The 19,828-nt window shown below is 49.2% G+C and carries 12 protein-coding genes and 2 tRNA genes; 10 read left to right on the top strand and 4 right to left on the bottom strand.

The features are described 5' to 3' along the window. Positions 1–59: 59 nt before the first annotated feature. The 4 genes from COW20_09040 to COW20_09025 all read right to left on the bottom strand — a co-directional run bounded on the left by COW20_09040 (position 60) and on the right by COW20_09025 (position 6,275). Positions 60–1,115 (bottom strand): threonine synthase, encoded by a 1,056-nt coding sequence (locus tag COW20_09040; protein PIW48501.1) that lies wholly within the window; start codon positions 1,113–1,115, stop codon positions 60–62. A 7-nt stretch (positions 1,116–1,122) separates the two neighbouring features. Further along, complete coding sequence (locus tag COW20_09035) at positions 1,123–1,734, bottom strand: hypothetical protein (protein ID PIW48500.1); 612 nt, start codon at positions 1,732–1,734, stop codon at positions 1,123–1,125. Then, complete coding sequence (locus tag COW20_09030) at positions 1,735–2,400, bottom strand: isoprenoid biosynthesis protein ElbB (GenBank protein ID PIW48499.1); 666 nt, start codon at positions 2,398–2,400, stop codon at positions 1,735–1,737. 386 nt (positions 2,401–2,786) lie between these two features. Next, positions 2,787–6,275 (bottom strand): DNA polymerase III subunit alpha, encoded by a 3,489-nt coding sequence (locus COW20_09025; protein ID PIW48498.1) that lies wholly within the window; start codon positions 6,273–6,275, stop codon positions 2,787–2,789. Positions 6,276–6,485: 210 nt separating this feature from the next. Between COW20_09025 and COW20_09020 the strand changes: the two genes are divergently transcribed. From COW20_09020 to COW20_08975, 10 genes are all read left to right on the top strand, one after another. Beyond that, a complete protein-coding gene (locus COW20_09020; GenBank protein ID PIW48497.1) occupies positions 6,486–7,763 on the top strand; it encodes a hypothetical protein in 1,278 nt (425 codons plus the stop codon). Next, positions 7,654–8,319: a CDP-diacylglycerol--glycerol-3-phosphate 3-phosphatidyltransferase gene (gene pgsA, locus COW20_09015; protein PIW48496.1), complete on the top strand. Its 666-nt coding sequence runs from the start codon at positions 7,654–7,656 to the stop codon at positions 8,317–8,319. Before COW20_09020 ends, pgsA begins: the two co-directional genes overlap by 110 nt. A gap of 102 nt (positions 8,320–8,421) precedes the next feature. Next, positions 8,422–12,726: a hypothetical protein gene (locus tag COW20_09010; protein ID PIW48495.1), complete on the top strand. Its 4,305-nt coding sequence runs from the start codon at positions 8,422–8,424 to the stop codon at positions 12,724–12,726. A 68-nt stretch (positions 12,727–12,794) separates the two neighbouring features. Further along, positions 12,795–12,868, top strand: a tRNA-Asp gene (locus COW20_09005). A gap of 31 nt (positions 12,869–12,899) precedes the next feature. Continuing rightward, a tRNA-Leu gene (locus tag COW20_09000) sits at positions 12,900–12,982 on the top strand. 224 nt (positions 12,983–13,206) lie between these two features. Further along, a complete protein-coding gene (locus tag COW20_08995; protein ID PIW48494.1) occupies positions 13,207–14,589 on the top strand; it encodes a peptidase S8 in 1,383 nt (460 codons plus the stop codon). A 131-nt stretch (positions 14,590–14,720) separates the two neighbouring features. Further along, positions 14,721–15,401 (top strand): hypothetical protein, encoded by a 681-nt coding sequence (locus tag COW20_08990; protein ID PIW48493.1) that lies wholly within the window; start codon positions 14,721–14,723, stop codon positions 15,399–15,401. After that, positions 15,401–16,363 (top strand): dipeptidase, encoded by a 963-nt coding sequence (locus COW20_08985; protein ID PIW48492.1) that lies wholly within the window; start codon positions 15,401–15,403, stop codon positions 16,361–16,363. The genes COW20_08990 and COW20_08985 overlap by 1 nt, the downstream gene beginning before the upstream one ends. 49 nt (positions 16,364–16,412) lie before the next feature. Next, positions 16,413–16,982 carry a hypothetical protein gene (locus tag COW20_08980; GenBank protein ID PIW48491.1) on the top strand — a complete coding sequence of 190 codons (570 nt, stop codon included), beginning with the start codon at positions 16,413–16,415 and terminating at the stop codon, positions 16,980–16,982. Between the two features lie 48 nt (positions 16,983–17,030). Further along, positions 17,031–19,706: an ATPase gene (locus COW20_08975; GenBank protein PIW48490.1), complete on the top strand. Its 2,676-nt coding sequence runs from the start codon at positions 17,031–17,033 to the stop codon at positions 19,704–19,706. Positions 19,707–19,828: the final 122 nt, after the last annotated feature.

Genomic DNA, 19,828 nt, shown 5'->3' with positions numbered 1-19,828 from the left:
CATTCAATCAAAAGGCGCTGAAGAGACTCTTCAGCGCCTTTTTGAATCAGAAGTCTGCGTTAGAAAGCCAGCAATTCAGTCAAAGCATCCAGCGTGGGTTCAACAGCCTGAAGTTCCTGGCCCTGGGTATGGTAGGCAATGGCACGGTCTGGATCTTTCAAACCATGCCCGGTCAGGACACAGACAATCCGTGCTCCCGCAGGAATTTTATCTGCGGCCTTCATTTTCAGAATGCCAGCCACAGAAGCAGCTGAAGCGGGCTCACAGAAAATGCCCTCTTTTTTAGAAAGCAAGCCATAGGCCGCCAAAATTTCAGCATCGGTCACGGCATCGATCCGACCCCGTGATTCTTCAAGGGCCTGCTCAGCAAACTGCCAGCTGGCCGGATTGCCAATTCGAATCGCAGTCGCGATCGTATCGGGTTTTTCAATGCGGCGTTTGTAAACGATCGGCGCAGCACCCTCGGCCTGAAAGCCCCACATGCGGGGCAAGAATTCGGTCAGACCTTTGCTGTGATAGGCCTTAAAGCCCTTCCAATAGGCTGTAATATTGCCTGCATTGCCTACAGGAATGGCCAAAATATCTGGCGGGCTGCCCAATTGGTCGCAAACCTCAAAAGCACCGGTCTGTTGGCCCTCAATCCGAAAAGGATTGACTGAATTCACCAGGGTGACAGGGTATTTTTCGCAAAGCGCACGCACCAAGTCCAGGGCCTGATCAAAATTCCCCTTGATCGGTACCACCTGAGAACCATGGGCAATGGCTTGAGACAATTTGCCCAAAGCCACATAGCCATCGGGTACCAAGATATACCCTTTCATACCCGCTTTGGCACAATAGGCGGCCATTGAAGCCGAAGTATTCCCTGTTGAAGCACACATCACGGCTTTGCTGCCAGCTTCAAGCGCTTTGGAAATAGCCATGGTCATGCCTCTGTCTTTAAAAGAGCCAGAGGGATTCAACCCCTCATATTTAAGCCAGACCTGTGCCCCTGTCAGTTCACTGAGATGAGCGGCATAAATCAAAGGGGTATTGCCCTCATGCAAAGACACCAGGGGTGTCTGGTCAGAAACCGGCAGAAACGCGCGGTACTGATGAATCAAACCTTTCCACATAAAAACCTCAGACCCGTGTATCAATATGTTTATAGACATTCAGATTGGGAGCAGCGCGAACCACCCCTGATTCTGTTTCTGGTTCAGTGTACACGGTTTCGATCGGGCTGGCGCTGGCCGGATCAAATTTGGGTTTCATCAGATAGACCTGAAAACCTGTAATCCTGGCAGGGTCTCTCAGCAGGGTAGCCAAAGGTTCAAAGGAAAAAGCCACCTGCCCCTTGGCCGAGGCCAAAGCCTCCTGGGTCAGCGATAGCCCTTGTACCAGACGAAAACGGTGGGTTCCCAAGAGCGAAAAAGCTTTGAGAATCAGAATAAAGGGGTGGCCGGCCAAAGGCCGACCCAAATTCAGCTCAATCTGAATCGGACGTTGGGCATCCAAACCTGCACTGAGAAAATAGCCAAGATAGCGCAGACGATCGCCAGCTTCTGGCAAAGGCAAGAGCCCTTCATTTTCATTGAAGCGCGCAGTATTGTTCTGCAGATCAAAACTTTGTTGCGCTTCCAGAACCGCCATCACACTCTGAAGGTCCTGATAACCTTCCAACAGATTCATCAGCGGAACCGCTGGCTGCATGCTCTGCATCAGCGCGCTGATTTCAGGGGGCGTAACCTGCAATTAACGCAACCAGGCAGCCAAGGTTTTGACAAGATTTTCAATCCCATCAGCAGCCTCAGAAATGCGTCCAGCTTCCATATAGGCAGGGGTCGAGATCATGCGGTTGGCTTCATCCACCACGATTTCACGCACCGGACAAGCGGCATGGGTTTGTCCCATGGCCTCAATTTTCTCTGCCCATTCGGCACCCGTGCCCAGGGTCAAGCTGGTTTTTATTCCAGCCCTTTGCGCCACTTTGCCCATTAAAGCCGGGGCAATGCAAATAAAGCCCAGCGGCAGCTTGGCTTGAAGCGCCTCTGAAATAAAGCGCTCCACCTCAGGATTGACGTCACAGTCTGGGCCTTTGACCGCAAAATTACAGAGGTTTTTAGCAGCCCCAAAGCCACCTGGAAAGATCACAGCACTGAAATCCTCAGCTTTGGCAGTGGCCAAATCCTGAATTTCACCCCGCGCAATCCTTGCGGCTTCCACCAAGACATTGCGGGATTCAGCTTCCATCACCTCTCCCGTGAGATGATTAATCACATGCATTTGGGGAATATTGGGAGCCAGGCACTGATAAGGCAGATCCAGACGATCCAAATTGAGCAGAGTCAGCGTAGACTCATAAATTTCAGCGCCATCAAAAACTCCGCACCCCGACAAAACAACAGCAACTTTTTTCATACAAACTCCTGCGCTTTCAATAGGTTCGACACTATCGTACCACTAAAAAAGGCCAATAAAAAATGCCCCAGGGAGGGGCACAAGCTAGAGTTTTGATGGGCTAACCAGTGGACTGTTTAACGAATCCTTGATGATCTGGTCTTGATTAATACTTTACAGGATAGATGTGAAGAAAAGATGGCATCCCTGTCGCAGTAAAATAAAATTTCTCAAAAATTTAAACAACGATTGGGTTTAAGTTCTTGACAAAAACGAAACAAATTCGATTTTTTAAATGGCAAGAGGCGCTAAAGGGTCTGATAGCCTGCTTTTCAAAATGTAATCTATTTGCAATATTTATGCAGAATGCAAAAAAATCAAATTGAATCCTGAAAAAAATTTTTAGGTTAAACCGAAACCGTTTCGTTTTCTGGAGCAGGAGCCGCCTGTTCGACACCGGGCTTCGCCACCTGATACAAAATTACGTTTTCTTGACCCAAGCTTTTGATCAGACGGCGCATCAGTTTTTCTTCAGGTTGAATCCAAAAATCACAGCCCACGGCAATCGCATTCTCAGGCTCCTGTTCAGAGCAGATCACCACCGGTGTTTCACCCGGAAACTCCTGCAGCAGACAGCGCAAAGCGGTCAGACGACGGATATCGTATTCGGGAAAACAAAGCCGCAGACTTTCAAGCTGCATCAGCGAATAGACGCCAAACAAAGCCAGGCGGGGCGGTTCATTTTCATCGCGCTTGGGCCGAATTTTGGCCTTGAGCAGCAGTTTGTCTTCATTTTCAAGAAGGGTTCGAAATTTCTCAAAGGTTTTCGGTGCCACGAAAATTTCAATTTCACCGGTTAAATCTTCGATTTTCAAAAAGAGCATGGTGTCATTTTTTTCATTGGTCTTGAGGCGGCGCTCCACCACCAACCCCGCCAGAATCGTTTCACGCCCCTCATCCAATTCTTCAAGTTCACTGACCGAATGTTGTGCAAAAGCCTGAACCTGTTCCTGCACCATATCCAAAGGATGACCTGAAACATAAATCCCGATCACTTCTTTTTCATAACTCAAGAGGGCTTCACGCTCAAATTCAGGCGCTTCTTCAAGTTCTGGGGCCTGCTGAAAATCCAGATCCGCTGCACTGTCGAGTTCAAACAGACTGATTTGACCCATATTTTTATGTTTTTGCACGTTATTGGCAGCCCCCATGGTGCGATCCAAATTATGCAGCAACATGCCCCGATTATCGAGAATGCTGGTAAAGGCCCCTGCTTTGATCAAACTTTCAATCGAGCGCTTATTGCAAACCCGCAGGTCAACCCGTGTACAGAAATCATAAAAAGAGCTGAAGGGGCCGTTTTGCTGACGTTCTGCCAAAATATTCTCAATCGCTGCAGCCCCCAGGTTCTTGACAGCTCCCAAGCCAAAGCGGATATTTTTATCAAAGACCGAGAAATTATTCAAACTCTCATTGATATCGGGAGGCAAAATATTGATCTTCATGCGCCGGGCTTCGCCCACGTAAAGCGGCACCTTGTCTTGGGTACTCATCACGCTGGAAATCAAGGCAGCCATATATTCTACAGGGTAATTGGCCTTGAGCCAGGCCGTTTGATAGGCCACATAGGCATAGGCCGCACTGTGACTCTTGTTAAAACCATATTTGGCAAACTCTTCCATGACATTGAAGAGGTTTTCTGAAACTTCACGGCGAATCTGCTTTTTCTCGGAACCGTCAATAAATTTGGCCTTCATTTTGGCCATGACATCGGCCTGTTTCTTACCCATGGCCTTACGCAGGTTATCGGCTTCACCTGGGGTAAACTCAGCCACCACACGCGAAATCTGCATGATCTGTTCCTGGTAAAGAATCAAACCAAAGGTGTCTTTGAGAATCGGCTTGACCATTTCCTCTAGCGAGGTATCATAATAGGTCACTGGTTGGCGGCCAAATTTACGTTCGACAAAGTCCTTGTCCATGCCGCTGCCCAAAGGGCCGGGGCGATAGAGCGCCACGAGGGCGGTAATATCTTCAATATTATTGGGCATCAAACGGCGCACCAGTTTTTGCATACCACTGGATTCCAATTGGAAAACCCCGACGGTATAGCCTGAACTGAGCAGTTTATAGGTGTTTTCGTCATCAAAGGGCAAATGCCCCATATCCAGCTCAATGCCCCGAGACTCCTTCAGAATTTCAAGGGTTTTGGAAATCATGGTCAGGTTGCGCAGCCCCAGAAAATCCATCTTGAGCAAACCAACTTCTTCGACTTCATCCTTGGTGAACTGGGTAATCAGCTTGCCGTCTTCAGCCCGCAGCGGCACCACCGTGTCCAGGGAATCGCGCGAAATCACAACCCCCGCAGCATGCACCCCCACCTGGCGGGCATTGCCTTCCAGCTTGAGCGCATCTTCAATCAATTGCTTGATCTCTGGGTTTTTATTCATTTCAGCGCGTAGTTCCGAGCCCTCTTGAATATATTCCTCAAGTTTCACGCCCGGTTTGGTGGGGATCATCTTGGCAAGGCGATCGGCTTCAGAGGGTGCAAATCCCCGTGTCCGGGCAATATCGCGCACCACCATCTTGGCCCCAAGTGTGCCCACGGTCAGAATCTGAGCCACCTTGTCAGCCCCATATTTGCGGGTGACATATTGAATCACTTCTTCACGGCGCTCGATACAGAAGTCGATATCAATATCCGGCATGCTGATACGATCAGGGTTTAGAAAGCGTTCAAACAGCAATTGAAAGGGAATTGGATCAATATCCGTAATGCGCAGGGCATAAGAAACAATACTGCCTGCGGCGGATCCACGCCCTGGCCCAACAGAAATGCCATGCATCCGTGCGTAATTGATAAAATCCCAGACCACCAAGAAATAGCTGGGAAAGCCCATATGCTCAATAACGCCCAGTTCAAACTCCACCCGCTGACGAATTTCGGGGGTCACCTTGTCAGGATAGCGCTCGCGAATGCCTTTCCAGGTCAATTCACGCAAATAGCTTTCTGGGGTATGGCCCGGCGGCACATCATAGATCGGCAGCTTATAATTGCCGGTTTCAATAATCACATGGCATTTTTCGGCAATGACCAGCGTATTACTGAGCGCTTCTGGCACTTCCTGAAAGAGATGCGCCATTTCTTCAGGGCTTTTCAAATAATATTCGGGCCCGCCAGGATAGCGGTAGCGATTGGTATCATTCAGGGTCTTGCCATCGGCAATACAGAGCACCATTTCATGCAATTGCGAATCTGCCTGGTTTAGATAGTGCACATCGTTGGTCGCAGCAACGGGAATCCCCAGATCTTTCGAAAGCTGCATCATGCCCCGGTTGATTTTCTGCTGCAATTCAATCCGGTGATCCTGCAACTCCAAATAAAAATCAAAGCGTTCCTTGTACCAATTGGCAAGCTGTTTGGCCCCGGCATAATCTTCTTTCATCAATTTTTGGGGCAATTCTCCGCCCATACCGGCACTCATGGCAATCAGGCCATCACAATGGCGTTCCAACATCTCATGATCGACACGGGGTTTATAATAAAAGCCTTTGATATGCGATTCACTGACCAATTTGAGCAAATTGCGGTAGCCGGTTTCATTTTTGGCAATCAGGGTCAAACGCTGATTGTTTTCACCCGTACGGCGACCGGTTCGATCCTGAATGCCCTTCGGGGCCACATACATTTCACAGCCCAATAAAGGTTTGATCCCGTTTTTGCGCGCCTGTTTATAAAATTCCAAGGCCCCATACATCACGCCATTGTCCGTAATCGCCAGGGCGGGCATCCCCATTTCAACGGCTTTGGCAATCACTTCTTTGATGCGAACGGTGGAATCGAGCAGGGAAAATTCGGTGTGGACATTGCAGTGCACAAACTGAGGGGCTGACATAACAAAACGTTCTCCTTGGGGGGCTCAAAGGATCAGTTTACAGGATCCAAAGGATCAGAAAGGCGCATGAAGGGTGTGAATTTTTGCAAAGCAGCCAATCTCTGAAAAGATTTTTGTAAGCACTCCCCAAAATATGCTATAAAGAAGGACGTCTGCGCAAAGCAGCATCCTGAGGATCAACCGGAAATCACCAAGACTCAGCAGGTTGTTATGAAAAAAGCTTTAAAAACTGCAAATCGCTTCCTCCAGACCCGTCCAATTCTGAAGACGATGACGGCCCTGATGGCCACATCCCTGCTGGCCGCGTGCGGTCCCCAGGTGGGCAATGCACCTTCCAATAATATCTCGTTGATTGTCAGCCCGACCACCAACGAACTCTATGTCTTTGACCTTTTGACTCACCGGGTCATCAGCCAACTTGAGACAGGCAATCGCCCTGATGATCTGGCGGTCTCTTCAGACAGCCGACGCATTCTGGTCACGAATATCAATGACGGTTCTATTTCTATTTTTGAACGCTTGACAGGCACTGAATTTATGAGCCGCGGCAAAGTGACGGTTCAAGGCACTCTGCCCCAGGGCATTGCGTTTAACAGTCTGGGAACCCGCGCCTATGTTTCAGTGGGCGATACCTCTACCATCGCCACCCTGGACACCTCTTCACCCAGTCGTTTGCCCAACGTAATTGCGCAGGGTGTTGTGCGTCTGGCCACGGGCACCAATCAAACCCGCCGACCCAGCCCCTCCCAACTGGCGGTTTCACCGGATAACAGCCGCCTTTTCGCCATCGACCGCGCCAATGGCCGCCTTTTGGCCTTTAATATTAATTTGGGTCAGGACACCCTCACCCCTGCTGAGTTTTTCCAGATTCCCGTGACCGTTTCCACGGATCTGCGTGACGTCGTCGTTGATCGTGCCGGTCGTGTTTATCTGGTCAACAACGCTGCCGATGAATTGCTGGTATTCAATGCCGCCAATATTCAACAGCCTGTGGCCCAGGTTTCCTTACGCGACAACCAGATTGCCGCCAATGTACCTGTCTCACCTGAAAATATTGCACTGAACAGCACTGGCAGCAAAATGTATATCACGGGCAGCTCAGCCAATGTTCTGACCGTGATTCCAACGCCTTCGCGCCTGGCAGGTAATATCAACCTGCAGAGTGTGGGCCGCAATATTCCCTTGAATACCGATCCGCGTCGTCCGACCACTTCTCCCAATGGAGTAGATGTCACCTCCAATGATAAATTGGTCTATGTCTCCAATGGTGGCGGCGGCTATAATATTTCGCTGATCAATGGTGAAACCGATCTGCCTACGCGCAGCTTTGGCACCTCTGTCAATGCCGCAACCGCGCCTCCGCTGGGCCGACTGAAAATTGTTTTCTTCGGAACCCCAGGCGTACTGGGTGCCGGTATTCAGTCTGAGCGCGTCAGCACCCCTGAACAACCTGCAAGCAGTTTCCGGTTCTTCTTTGACAATCCCTAATCTACTCACCCTGCTCCGTCTGGTTCTGGTGGTGCCCTTCTGTTATTTCATAACAGCAGGGCTTCAGTGGGATGTCATGGCTTTGCTGACCTTTGTGGTAGCCGCCTTTACCGATTGGTTTGATGGTTACTACGCCCGCCGCTTTAAACAAATGAGTGACGCAGGCAAACTTCTGGATCCCCTGGCGGATAAACTGTTGGTATCAACCGCCTTTATTGCCTTTGCAGCCGATCCGGTGGTGCATTTACCCGTTTGGACTGTGGTGGTCATTATCGGACGTGAATTTTTAATCACGGGCTTACGCGCCCTGCTGGCGGGCAAAGAAAATCAAACCGTCATGAGCGCTGATAACCTGGGCAAAGCCAAGACAGCAGCTCAAATGGCTTGCATTCTGGTTTTTCTAGTGGGTCGCGGCCCCAACTCCCGTGCCTTTTTAGAACTTGGTCTTGCGATTTATGTTTTGGCGGTCATTCTAACCCTGCTCTCAGGTTTTGAATATCTCTGGCGCTACCGGGATACGCTTATGCAAAGCTTTCGTGCCAATTCTGAGCAATAATTTCAGTTGTTCATTCGAACCCCAAAAAGCATTTGATTTCAGAGGACAACTCCTCTATGCTAATGAGTAAAAGTACATCAAATGGACTGTTAAAAAGCATTTATGTCAGAAGATCAGACAAAACCAAACCAAGCAAAGGAACTGACTGCAGGTTTTTACCTTCTGGCAGAACATCTCCCTGACGCGCTCTTGTGTTTCGATTCTGAATCTCGCCTGATTTACCTCAACCCCGCTGGCCAAAAGCTGCTCAATTTGCCCCCCCAAAATGGCCTGGATAAACTTCCTACGGCCAGCGAAGGCAACCCCGTATTTTCTCAGCCCCTCCTACAAGCACTTGAAAAAGTTTTGAAAGACAGGCAAAAACAGCAGATTGAAATCGAGATCCAACCTGGGCAAGGGTTCCAATGGACACTACTCCCTGAGCAAGCCTCAGAAACACAAGCTATTTCCCATGTTTTTGCCCTGGGGCGCAAAATCAGCCCCCCGAAAATCTGCAGCGAAAAGCTTCAGCCGCAAGAAAAAAATCTGTCCCTGATTCTCGAAAACAGTCCTATCGGCATCTTGTATTACACACATGATTTAACCATCACCTATTGCAACCCGGCCTTTCTCAAAATCTTTTCGATCCCCTCAACGGTTCAGCTAATCGGTCAGAATTTAGAAAGCCTGTCGGATCAACGCATTCTGAAGGCCTTAAAAGCCCCCTTTGAAGACAAAAAAGGGGTTTACCGTGGCCCATACCACACCTCCTTCAAGCAGAAAAACCTGTGGATCAACCTGCAAACAGCAGCTTTGCTGATGGAAGAAAAGCCATGCGGAGCAATTGCAATCATCTCGAGCCTCGATACTCAAAAAGAATTAATCTATGAATTGGCTCTCAAACAAACCTCTACAGGTTTTATACGTGTCAGCAAAGAAGGCCTGATCTTAGAAGCAAATCATGCCTGGGCCCAGATGCTGGGTTATTCTCCTGAAGAACTGATCGGCCAAGCCATCAATACCTTAGATGCACTTGAACAGCCTGAAGCAACGCAAGCGCGTATTGCACGGATTATCCGTCAGGGTTCTGAACAGTTTGAAACCCAGCAAAAACACAAAGACGGCCATTTTATCGACGTTCTGGTAACGGTTAATTTTTTGCCCGAAACCGAAGACATGGTCAGTTTTGTGCGCGACCTCAGCCAGGAAAAAAGCCTGCTCAAACGCCTGCAGAAAAGTGAAAAGCATTATCGCCTGCTGACAGAAAATATGCGCGATGTGCTCTGGGTACTTGATCCAGAAACCCTTCAGTTCAGTTATGTCAGCCCCTCTGTCGAAAGCTTACGCGGCTATACCGCCGAAGAAGTCATGCAACAGAGCCTGGAAGAGGTTCTCTGCCCCGATTCTCTGGCCTATTTTCAAAAAATCCTGCCCGAAGCCTTGGCTCAGTTTCAACGGGGTGAAGCACACGCCCATCTTGTACGGATTGAACAACCCTGCAAGGATGGCTCCACAGTCTGGACCGAGGTTTCAGCCCAGGCCACTCTCAACCCAGAAACAAACCGCCTGGAAATCCACGGTGTCAGTCGGGACATCAGTCAACAGATAAAGAGTGAGCACGATTTACAAAATAGCGAAGAGCGCTATCGAAGTTTGTTTGAAGCCAATCGAGCCGTAGAACTTTTGATTGAACCGCAAACGGGCCAAATTATCGATGCCAATCTGGCTGCTGAAAAATTTTACGGCTATTCACGTGAACATTTGCGTCAGATGAAAATCATGCAAATCAACCAGTTAAAACCTGAAGAAATCAAACAGGAAATGCAATTGGCCCAAAGAGAGCAACGAGAGCAATTTTTCTTTCAACACCGTTTGGCCAACGGCGAAATTCGGGATGTAGAGGTTTTTTCTGGGCCGATCAAACTGGGCAAGCAGGAATTGCTCTATTCAATTGTGCATGATATTACCCAACGCAAAAAAATTGAGGAAGAGCGCACTCGCTTGATCACAGCAATTGAACAGGCTGAGAATTCAATTGTAATTACCGATTTAAACGGCCATTTAGTTTACGTCAATCCAGCCTTTGAAAAAACCACAGGCTATAGCCGTGAAGAAGCTTTGGGAAAAAATCCGCGCATCCTCAAAAGCGGCATTCAAGGCTCAGATTACTATCGAACCCTCTGGGATACCCTTATCTCAGGACAAACCTGGCGAGGCCGTCTGGTCAACCGACGCAAGGACGGCAGCCTGTACACTGAAGAGGCAAGTATTTCACCGATCTTCAATCAAGAGGGAAAAATCACCCATTATGTGGGGGTAAAAACTGAAATCACCCAACAGATCGCCTATGAAGAACGCCTCAAACGCTTAGCCGATGTCAATCTTTTAATCCGCGAAATCAGCCAGGAAATTCTCGCTACAGCCTCTCCTCACAAGATCATAGACAAAACGCTGGCCCAGCTTGGCCATTTTTTAAAGCTCTCACATCTCTATTTAAGTGTTGTGAATTTTGAGAACGGCGAAATAGATCACCACCATGAATGGTTTGCCCAAGCCTCGCTGCAGCCTCAAACACCAGTCGAAAATCTGCCTTGGAACGATTTCTCGGCCCTGCGACAAATCCTGGAAAAACACCAGCCCGTTCTTTATGAAAACATAGATCCCGAATCTTCCCTCTCTCCGATACAGGCCCATCTGCAAGCCAGAGGCGTATATTCGGCACTGCTCTATCCCATTTTTGTCTCCGATCAACTTTACGGAGTGATTGGTTTGGAAGAGTCACAAAAGCCTCGTAAATGGCTGGAAGAAGAAAAATTGATACTGATTGCAATGGCCGACAACCTGGGCCGAAGCTTGGAACGTTTGCAAAATATCGAGCTTCTTGAACAAAAAGTAAAAGAACAAACCCTGTCTTTGCAAACGACCAATACAGAACTGCTTCATGCCAAAGAGCTTGCTGAGTCTGGAAACCGAGCAAAATCCGCTTTTTTAGCCAATATGTCGCATGAAATTCGCACGCCCATGAATGCCATCTTGGGCTTTGCAAATCTCCTTCAGGAACAGATCAGCAACCCCAAATACAAAGAACATTTACAGGCCATCAGTTCAAGTGGCAACGCGCTCATGGCGATTATCAATGATATTCTCGATCTGTCTAAAATTGAAGCCGGTAAACTCAGCCTGCACCCAGAACCCACCGATATCAAACATCTCTTGAAAGAGATCTATCAGCTATTCAGTCTCTCGGCCCAGGAAAAAGATCTGGATTTTCGATTGGAACTCCCCACAGAAAATATTCCATTGCTCCATTTAGATCCTTTGCGTTTACGCCAGGTGCTTGTCAATTTGGTTGGCAATGCAATTAAATTTACGCCCAAAGGCTTCCTGAGTCTTTCTTTGCGCCGCATTGTTTTAAACAACACAACCCCTCCTCAACTTGAAATTAAAATTCAGGATTCAGGAATTGGCATCAGTAGCGAAGCGCTTTCCAGACTCTTTCAACCCTTTGAACAACAAGAGCGGGCCTATGCCATGCACCGGGGAGGCACAGGTTTAGGCTTGGCAATTTCAAACCGACTGATTGAAATGATGCAAGGCCAGATTCAGGTAGAAAGCAAGGTCAATCAGGGCTGCCTGTTTACGATTCTGTTGCCCGAAAAGCAAGCGAATTCAATCATTCCCAGCACGGCGTCTGCGCACCAGGGTCAAGCCATTGAAAACCTTCGGCTAAAACCTGCAAAGCTGCTGATTGCCGACGATGTTCTGGTCAATCGGAATTTGTTTCAGTATATGCTCGAAGATAAACCCTTGACCCTGCTGCTGGCCTGCGATGGCCAAGAGGCCGTCTCTCTGGCGACCGAGGAAAAACCTGATCTGATTTTAATGGATATCAAAATGCCCGTGATGGATGGCCTTGAAGCCCAGCAAATTCTCTCAAAAAATCCAAGCACAGCCCATATTCCAGTAGTGGCCTTGACCGCCTATGCCTTGCCCGAAGAAAAAAACAGTTTTCTTCATCAGGGCTTTGCAGATGTCCTCTCCAAACCTGTTCAGAAAAAAGATTTGCTCAACCTCTTAATGCGTTACCTGGGGCAAGTGCCCCCTTCTCCTGTCATGGAAGCAAAACAAAACCATTCTGCTCTGAAACCAGAACAAATCCTGGCGGAACTTGAGCAAAACTGGTTTGAACGCTGGGCAAAGATCAAAACATCCTTAGAACTGAACACACTTGAAAATTTTTCAAATGCCCTGACTGACCTTTCAAATCAGGCCGAGCTTCCCAGGCTAAAAGCATTTACTGATCAGCTGCACTATCACATTCAACGCTTTGAATTGCTGGAAGCATCGGCATTGCTCGCAAGCTTTCCGGCCCTGCTAAGCACCTGCCAAGAAGAATTGCAGGCAAAAATTTCTAAAAAAACTGACTGAAAAATATTTTGCAATCCCTTGTGCCTACCCTTCAACTCAGTTATACTAAATTTCGTCTAAAACAAAACGGACCGGTAGTTCAATCGGTTAGAGCACCTGCCTGTCACGCAGGAAGTTGCGGGTTCGAGTCCCGTCCGGTCCGCTTTTCACAAACCCTTTTTCTTTAAAACCCTGCTGAGGTGGCGAAATCGGCAGACGCAGGGGACTTAAAATCCCCCGGGTTTATCCCGTGCGGGTTCAAGTCCCGCCCTCAGCATTCAGAAGTGTTCTTTGGTTATCCAGTCTTTGATCTCCTTTAACGCAGCCTCTGGATCAAAAATCACTTTTGGGGATTGACTTAATTTATATTTAATCCTATAATAACCATAAATAAGGTATTAACTGCGTAAACTAAAGAGGTCTAGATTCAAGTCTACAAGACACACTAGATGTTTTAGCCCAATGTTAAACCAAAAACACTAAGGAGATTCAGTTATCCAGATGAAGAATACTCGCTTGTTCTCAGCCGTAGCCCTGACCTCATTGGCCGCCTCTCTGGTTGCCTGTAGCAGTGCTCCCCTTCTGCAGGGCACTTTCAACCAAGGTCCCGCACAGGTAGGCGCTCAAAGCGCTGCCCGTCCTAATATGACCTCCACCCGTGGCGCTCAATTAAAAGCAGCTGCCATGGCTGGTCTGGATCATATTCCCGGTGAATTCATCGTTCGTATGAAGCCCGGTGCCAATGCAATGGCAGCATTCAGCCAGGGTGGCCTGCGCGCCATGAACCTGCAAGCTCAGCCCGTTGGCAACCCCGCTCTGGGAATTAATCTGGTTCGTTCTGCTTCCATCCGTTCTGCTGGCGCTCAAGAGAGCCAAACCCTTCAGAGCCTGCGCAGCAACCCTGCCGTGCTCTATGCAGAACCCAATATGATTGTGAAGCTGACCCGGCCCGCAGCTACCGAGCCTGCTCCCCGTGAAGTCGCTCCCCAAGCTTTCCCCAACGATCCCATGTTTGAAAAACAGTATGCTCACCAGAAGATGCAATCTCAAAAAGGTTGGGAAATTGAACAGGGCAATAAAGACCTGATTCTGTCCATCGTTGACACCGGTGTAGATTACAAACACCCCGACCTGGCTGCCAAACTGTTGCCTGGTTACAATACCGTTGATGGCAACGCCACTGTAGAAGATGGCAATGGCCACGGCACCCACTGTGCGGGTATCGCATCTGCGATCACCAACAATGGTGTAGGGGTTGCAGGTGTTGCTCCCAACGTGAAGATTCTGCCTGTTCAGGTTCTGAGCAAAGAAGGCTATGGTTCCTATGAAAGCGTTGCCAGTGGTATTATCTGGGCCGCTGATCATGGCGCCAAAGTCATCAGCATGAGCCTCGGTGGCCCCAGCAGCTCTGCTGTGATTACCGATGCCGTCAAACATGCTCTGGAAAAAGACGCTATGCTGATTGCCGCAATGGGCAATGATGGCAATAGTTCCATTTCCTATCCTGCAGGTGTTCCTGGCGTAATGGCCGTTGGCGCTACCGACAGCAACGACAAAATTGCTCGCTTCTCTCAATATGGTAAGCACAATTCTGTTGCCGCTCCTGGCGTAAACATCCTGTCCACCTTCCCCACCTACCAGACAGATATGCCTGGTATCAGCTACGGTTCTATCAGCGGAACCTCCATGGCTACCCCCGCCGTTTCCGGCTTGGCAGCTCTGGTCCGCAGCAAGTATCCTCAGCTGAACTCCGCTCAGGTGAAGGCCCATATTGAAGCCACTGCTGATGACCTCGGCACCCCCGGTTTCGATGTCTACTATGGACATGGTCGCATCAACGTCTTCAAGGCGCTGAGCACAGCTCCCGGCGCAGTACGTCGTTAATCGATAACTGAAACTCCACAAGGCCAGCCCCTCCTCACGGAGGGGCTGCTTTGCTATGAGAGGTCTGTGCATTCACGCCTTCTCTCCAGTAAACTTGAAAGAGAGTTTCCAAAGAAAGCTTTTTCCTCGTCATGCAATTGATTCCTTCCCATTCAAGCCAACGTTTCAGTCTTTTGCTTCTGCTGCTGTTCAATCTCTTGGCATGCACATCTCCCACACCGCGAAAGGTCAACGAAGCGATTGGAAGAGGCCAGCCCAAGCAAGCAGTACGCTTACTCAGCGACCTGATCAACAGAGATGGGGAAATCACAACCGCCAAACTTGACCGCCTGCTCAAAGCCCTGAGTCTTAACCGACGTTTCAATCTGAGCATTGCAGATGAACTCTTTCTGCGTCTCAAACAGGACGGGAAATCGGCAATCCTGAAATGGTATCTCAATGTGTATCTCGAACGTTGTGAAAAAGCACTCAACAAAGCACAATTTGAAGAAGCACGCACGCTCTGGAAACGGCACCAAAGAATTCGCGCCACTGCCTTCCCCCATTTTGAAGAGTCAACCCCTGTTCTGGGAATTATTGACCTGCGTGAAGCAGACTATTGGCTTGAAAAAGGCAAGCGTGCAAAAGCACGGCTTTATTTTGAATCCGCTCGCAAAAAACTCTCCCGACGTGTCGCTTTTGATCAAATTCAAAACTTTGGTTTTGCCAATCTGGTGCAAGAGCTGCGCAGAAAAATCTATCAATCTCCTCCCAAAAAACAAAAGCCTGTAAAAAAAACACCCAGAAGACCGCTTAGAAAAGGAAAAAGATAATGCAATTTATTGCCGACTGTCATGCCGACACACTTTCACGTCTGCTCATGCTGGAAGAAGATGAAATGAGTCTTTATCTGCCCCAGCCCAAACACCATTCTGATTATCCACGCATGCGCCAAGCAGGCTTGCGGCTTCAAATTTTTTCGATCTTTACCATGCCCTATGAAGCCGGGCACTATGGTGCGGTGCGCTCATTACAAATGATGCAGGTCTTTCGAGAAGATATCCGCAAACATCCCGCGCATTTTGCCCTGATAGAAAACAAAAAAGATCTACAAGCCGTTGAAAATGGCCCGGATAAACTCTATGGTCTGTTTTCTATGGAAGGGGCCTCGCCCCTCTGCGGCGATCTAAAAATGCTGGAAGTTTTTTACCGCCAGGGACTGCGCGCCATCGGCTTGACCTGGAACCACCGCAATGAACTGGCCGATGGCTTGGGCGTAGGCTCAAACTACGGACTGACCCCTTTTGGCAGAGACGTGATCAAACGCATGAATGAACTCGGTATGGTCGTAGATCTGGCCCATATCAACGAAGCGGGCTTCTGGGAAGCACTGGAACTCTCCAAGGATCCAATCATTGTCTCTCACGCCAATGCCAAAAGTCTTTGTGGGCACCGCCGCAATATGAACGACGAACAGCTCAAGGCCATCCAGGCTCAAAATGGTTTTGTCGGCCTGTGTTTCGCCCCCTCTTTTCTCAACAACGCCCCCGAAAAGGCCTCGCTCGAAGATGCCATTCGCCATATTGATTATCTCTGTGAACAGATGGGCCCCGATCATGTGGCTTTTGGCTCTGATTATGATGGCATCGAAAACGTGCCCCAAGGGCTCGAGGATGTCAGCTGCTTTCCCAATCTGCTGACACGTCTGCGTCAACTGGGGTATAAAGAAGAAGACATCTCAAAAATGGCCTTCGGCAATGTGCTGCGGGTTTATCGCACAGTCTTAAAAGACTGACGGATTTATCACGCAGTCTTTTAAGACTGATAAAGGAAAATTTTTAAAAATGCGCACGCTGAAATTTCGCGCCTGGGATCCTGAAACCCGGCAAATGCAAGATGAGTGGATTCTCAACAGCGACTACAGTTACTCCATTCCTGGTGAACAAATCGAGCTGTACCAGCTGACCCAGATCCATGGTTTAGAGCTCATGCAATTTTCTGGATTTTATGACCGTGAAGGTCAGGAAATCTATGAAGGAGATATTCTGCTCTCTCAGGAACTCGATACGGGGCTCGAAGAAGAACTCTTTGAAATGTGTTTTGAATTGGGCAGCTTTTGTCTGACCGATTACCCTCGGGTTGAGGCCGCTGCATTTTACCGCAATTGGTATAATTCCGCCTCACGCAACCCTGAACGTCAGGACGAACTGCCCCAGCCCTCCTGCATGTTCCGCGTGGTGGGGCATCGCTTTGAACCACTTGAGCGGATTGAACAAAGGGTTATGCAAACCCATGAAGGGCAAGAAGAACGCCCCAGTGTCCTCAAAAATCTGCGCCCGCTCAGCGAGCAGGATGATTATCTTGAAGACATGTATTTAGATGAGCTTTCCGACCTCGAAGAGGATGAGGAATAAAACACAAGCAGACTTTCAGTCCCTAAAATCCCCCAAGGAGTCACTTCAATGTCTGAATGGTACACACAATCTGTTCAAGCTACACTTCAGGCGCAGGCAGTCTCAATGGAGCAGGGGCTTTCACCTGAAGAAGCCGCACAACGCCTGCAAAGTACGGGTCCCAATGAACTAACTGAAAAGGGCATCAAAAGCCCCTGGCTGATTCTTTGGGAACAGCTCACCTCGATCATGGTGCTGATTCTTCTAGCTGCAGCCGGGCTTTCAGCCTTTTTAGGAGACTACAGTGACGCAATCGTGATTCTCGCGATCGTGGTCTTTTTCGCCGTACTCGGATTGATTCAGGAATACCGCGCAGAAAAGGCCATTGCTGCACTCAAACAATTGGCGGAACCTCTGGTGCATGTCAAACGTGGTGGATCCCGAATTGAAATATCAGCCAGAGAACTGGTTCCAGGGGATCTGCTCTATCTCGAAACAGGCAATATTGTGCCTGCTGACTGTCGCTTGATCGAGGCAATTAATCTCAAGATTCAGGAAGCAGCTTTAACAGGTGAATCTGAACCCGTTGAAAAAAACACCGCTTTACTTTCTGAAAAAAACCTGAGCCTGGGCGACCAGCACAATATGGCCTATATGGGCACGATCATCACCTATGGCCGGGGAATGGGTCTGGTGATCGGCACAGGTATGCAAACCCAACTGGGAAAAATTGCCACTCTGCTCGAAACCGTCGAAGCCGAAGCCACCCCCTTGCAGAAAAAACTCGATCAGGTGGGCAAAACATTGGCCATCCTGGCGATTGCGATTTCTGGCCTGATCTTTCTGCTTGGAGTTCTGCGGGGCGAAGACTGGAAACATATGCTCTTGAGCGCGGTCAGTGTCGCCGTCGCGGCGGTTCCTGAAGGCTTACCCGCTGTCTTGACCATCACCCTGGCTTTTGGTTCACAGCGCATGCTCAAACGCCATGCACTGGTACGCAAACTGACAGGCATCGAGACCTTGGGGTCAGTCAGCGTGATCTGTTCTGACAAAACAGGCACCCTGACACAAAACCGCATGACCGTAAAGCGTGTGGTACTGGCGGATCATATCGTAGCCATCACACCCGGCAGCCCCCCCGAAACCAGTCTTGAAAGCGCTTTACTCAATGTCTGTGGTGTACTGTGCAACGATGGCCATCTCGAAGCAACTGGGGAAGCGCTGGGAGATCCCACTGAAACCGCCTTGCTGATAGCAGCCCGTCACTGGAAGCTAGAAAAACAGGCCCTCGAAATACTTTTGCCCCGTTTGGCAGAATTGCCCTTCGACTCTGAGCGAAAACGCATGACCACCCTTCACAGCCTGCCCGATGCAGGTTTGCCCAAACAATTGGAAGCAGCCTTAGACAAACACCTGCCCGATTCGGATTGGCTCAGCCTGACCAAGGGAGCCCCCGATGGGCTGCTGGAACTCTCCAGCCATTATCTCAGCCAAGCGGGTATTTTGACTTTAACGCCTCAAACACGTCAGGAACTCTTAGAAGCCAATGAAAAACTGGCAGCCCAGGGAATGCGCGTACTTGGCTTTGCGCTGCGAAGCTGGCAAAAGCAACCTGAAACCACGCCCAAACTTGAAACTGAATTAATTTTTCTGGGCATGGTCGGCATGATCGATCCCCCACGCCCAGAAGTCCTGGAAGCCGTCAAGGTCTGCCAGACAGCGGGTATTCGCCCGATCATGATCACCGGCGATCACCCCTTAACCGCCCAGGCCATTGCCCAAGAATTGGGTATCACCCACAATAACAAGGTACTTACCGGTCAGGATTTACACACCCTCTCTCCTCAAGCCTTGGGCCAGGCACTTCAGGAGACCTCGGTCTTTGCCCGTGTATCCCCTGAGCATAAACTGCAGATTGTCAATGCCCTACAGGCCCAAAACCGGGTAGTGGCCATGACAGGAGATGGGGTCAATGATGCGCCTGCACTCAAGAAGGCTGATATTGGCGTGGCCATGGGCATCACGGGCACTGATGTTGCAAAAGAAGCTGCCGATATGGTGCTTCAGGATGATAATTTTGCCACCATTGTGGCGGCTGTTGAAGAAGGCCGCATTATCTATGACAATCTGCGCAAATTTATTAAATATTCAGTCGCCGGAAATTTAGGCAAAATCCTGGTCATGCTGCTCGCCCCGCTGCTAAATATGCCGCTGGCCCTGCTGCCCATTCAAATGCTCTGGCTCAACCTGCTCACCGATGGTCTGCTGGGTTTTGGCATTGGCATGGAAAAAGCCGAGCCCAATATTATGCAAAGGCCCCCGGTGCCTCCTGATGAAAGTATTCTGGGTGGAAAATTTCGCTGGCAGGTCACTTGGATGGGCTGTCTGATTGGCGGGATTTCATTTGTACTGGGCGCCCTCAGCTTTTTAGAAACAGGCCCCCAAGGCCATTGGCAAAGCATTTTCTTTACCAGTTTAGCCGTGGCGCAAATTTTTCAGGCCCTGGCCATTCGCTCCAGTCAGCAGTCTATTTTCAGTAAAGGCCTGGCCTTCAGCAACCCCAGTTTAACGGGCATGATTGCCGCCTCCATTCTGCTTCAGACTGTCGTGATCTATCTGCCCTGGTTTCAGCAGTTTTTTCATACGGCCCCTTTGAACTGGACTGAAATCAGCATCATCGTCGCAGCCAATTCCTGTATTCTTTGGATCAGTGAGGGAATGAAACTGATGCACAAAAGCGTTTGAAGAAAGGTTTATCTGACCCACTCTAAAGAATTGTTGACACTCCCTTCCCTCAAGGAAAGGGATTCTCAAGCTACGCTTGTGGCAACCCACTACGTTAACGCTTGAGGGGTCAGCCCGACCCC

The sequence above is a fragment of the bacterium (Candidatus Blackallbacteria) CG13_big_fil_rev_8_21_14_2_50_49_14 genome, assembly GCA_002783405.1.
In the GTDB taxonomy this organism is placed as follows: domain Bacteria; phylum Cyanobacteriota; class Sericytochromatia; order UBA7694; family UBA7694.
This window is presented reverse-complemented; position numbering and strand designations above follow the sequence as displayed.

Coding starts and splice junctions, on each gene's coding strand:
- COW20_09020 (PIW48497.1), top strand. CDS start 6,486: ATGAAAAAAGCTTTAAAAACTGCAAATCGCTTCCTCCAGACCCGTCCA.
- COW20_08985 (PIW48492.1), top strand. CDS start 15,401: ATGCAATTTATTGCCGACTGTCATGCCGACACACTTTCACGTCTGCTC.
- COW20_09025 (PIW48498.1), bottom strand. CDS start 6,275: ATGTCAGCCCCTCAGTTTGTGCACTGCAATGTCCACACCGAATTTTCC.
- COW20_08995 (PIW48494.1), top strand. CDS start 13,207: ATGAAGAATACTCGCTTGTTCTCAGCCGTAGCCCTGACCTCATTGGCC.
- COW20_09010 (PIW48495.1), top strand. CDS start 8,422: ATGTCAGAAGATCAGACAAAACCAAACCAAGCAAAGGAACTGACTGCA.
- COW20_08975 (PIW48490.1), top strand. CDS start 17,031: ATGTCTGAATGGTACACACAATCTGTTCAAGCTACACTTCAGGCGCAG.
- COW20_09040 (PIW48501.1), bottom strand. CDS start 1,115: ATGTGGAAAGGTTTGATTCATCAGTACCGCGCGTTTCTGCCGGTTTCT.
- COW20_08980 (PIW48491.1), top strand. CDS start 16,413: ATGCGCACGCTGAAATTTCGCGCCTGGGATCCTGAAACCCGGCAAATG.
- COW20_08990 (PIW48493.1), top strand. CDS start 14,721: ATGCAATTGATTCCTTCCCATTCAAGCCAACGTTTCAGTCTTTTGCTT.
- COW20_09030 (PIW48499.1), bottom strand. CDS start 2,400: ATGAAAAAAGTTGCTGTTGTTTTGTCGGGGTGCGGAGTTTTTGATGGC.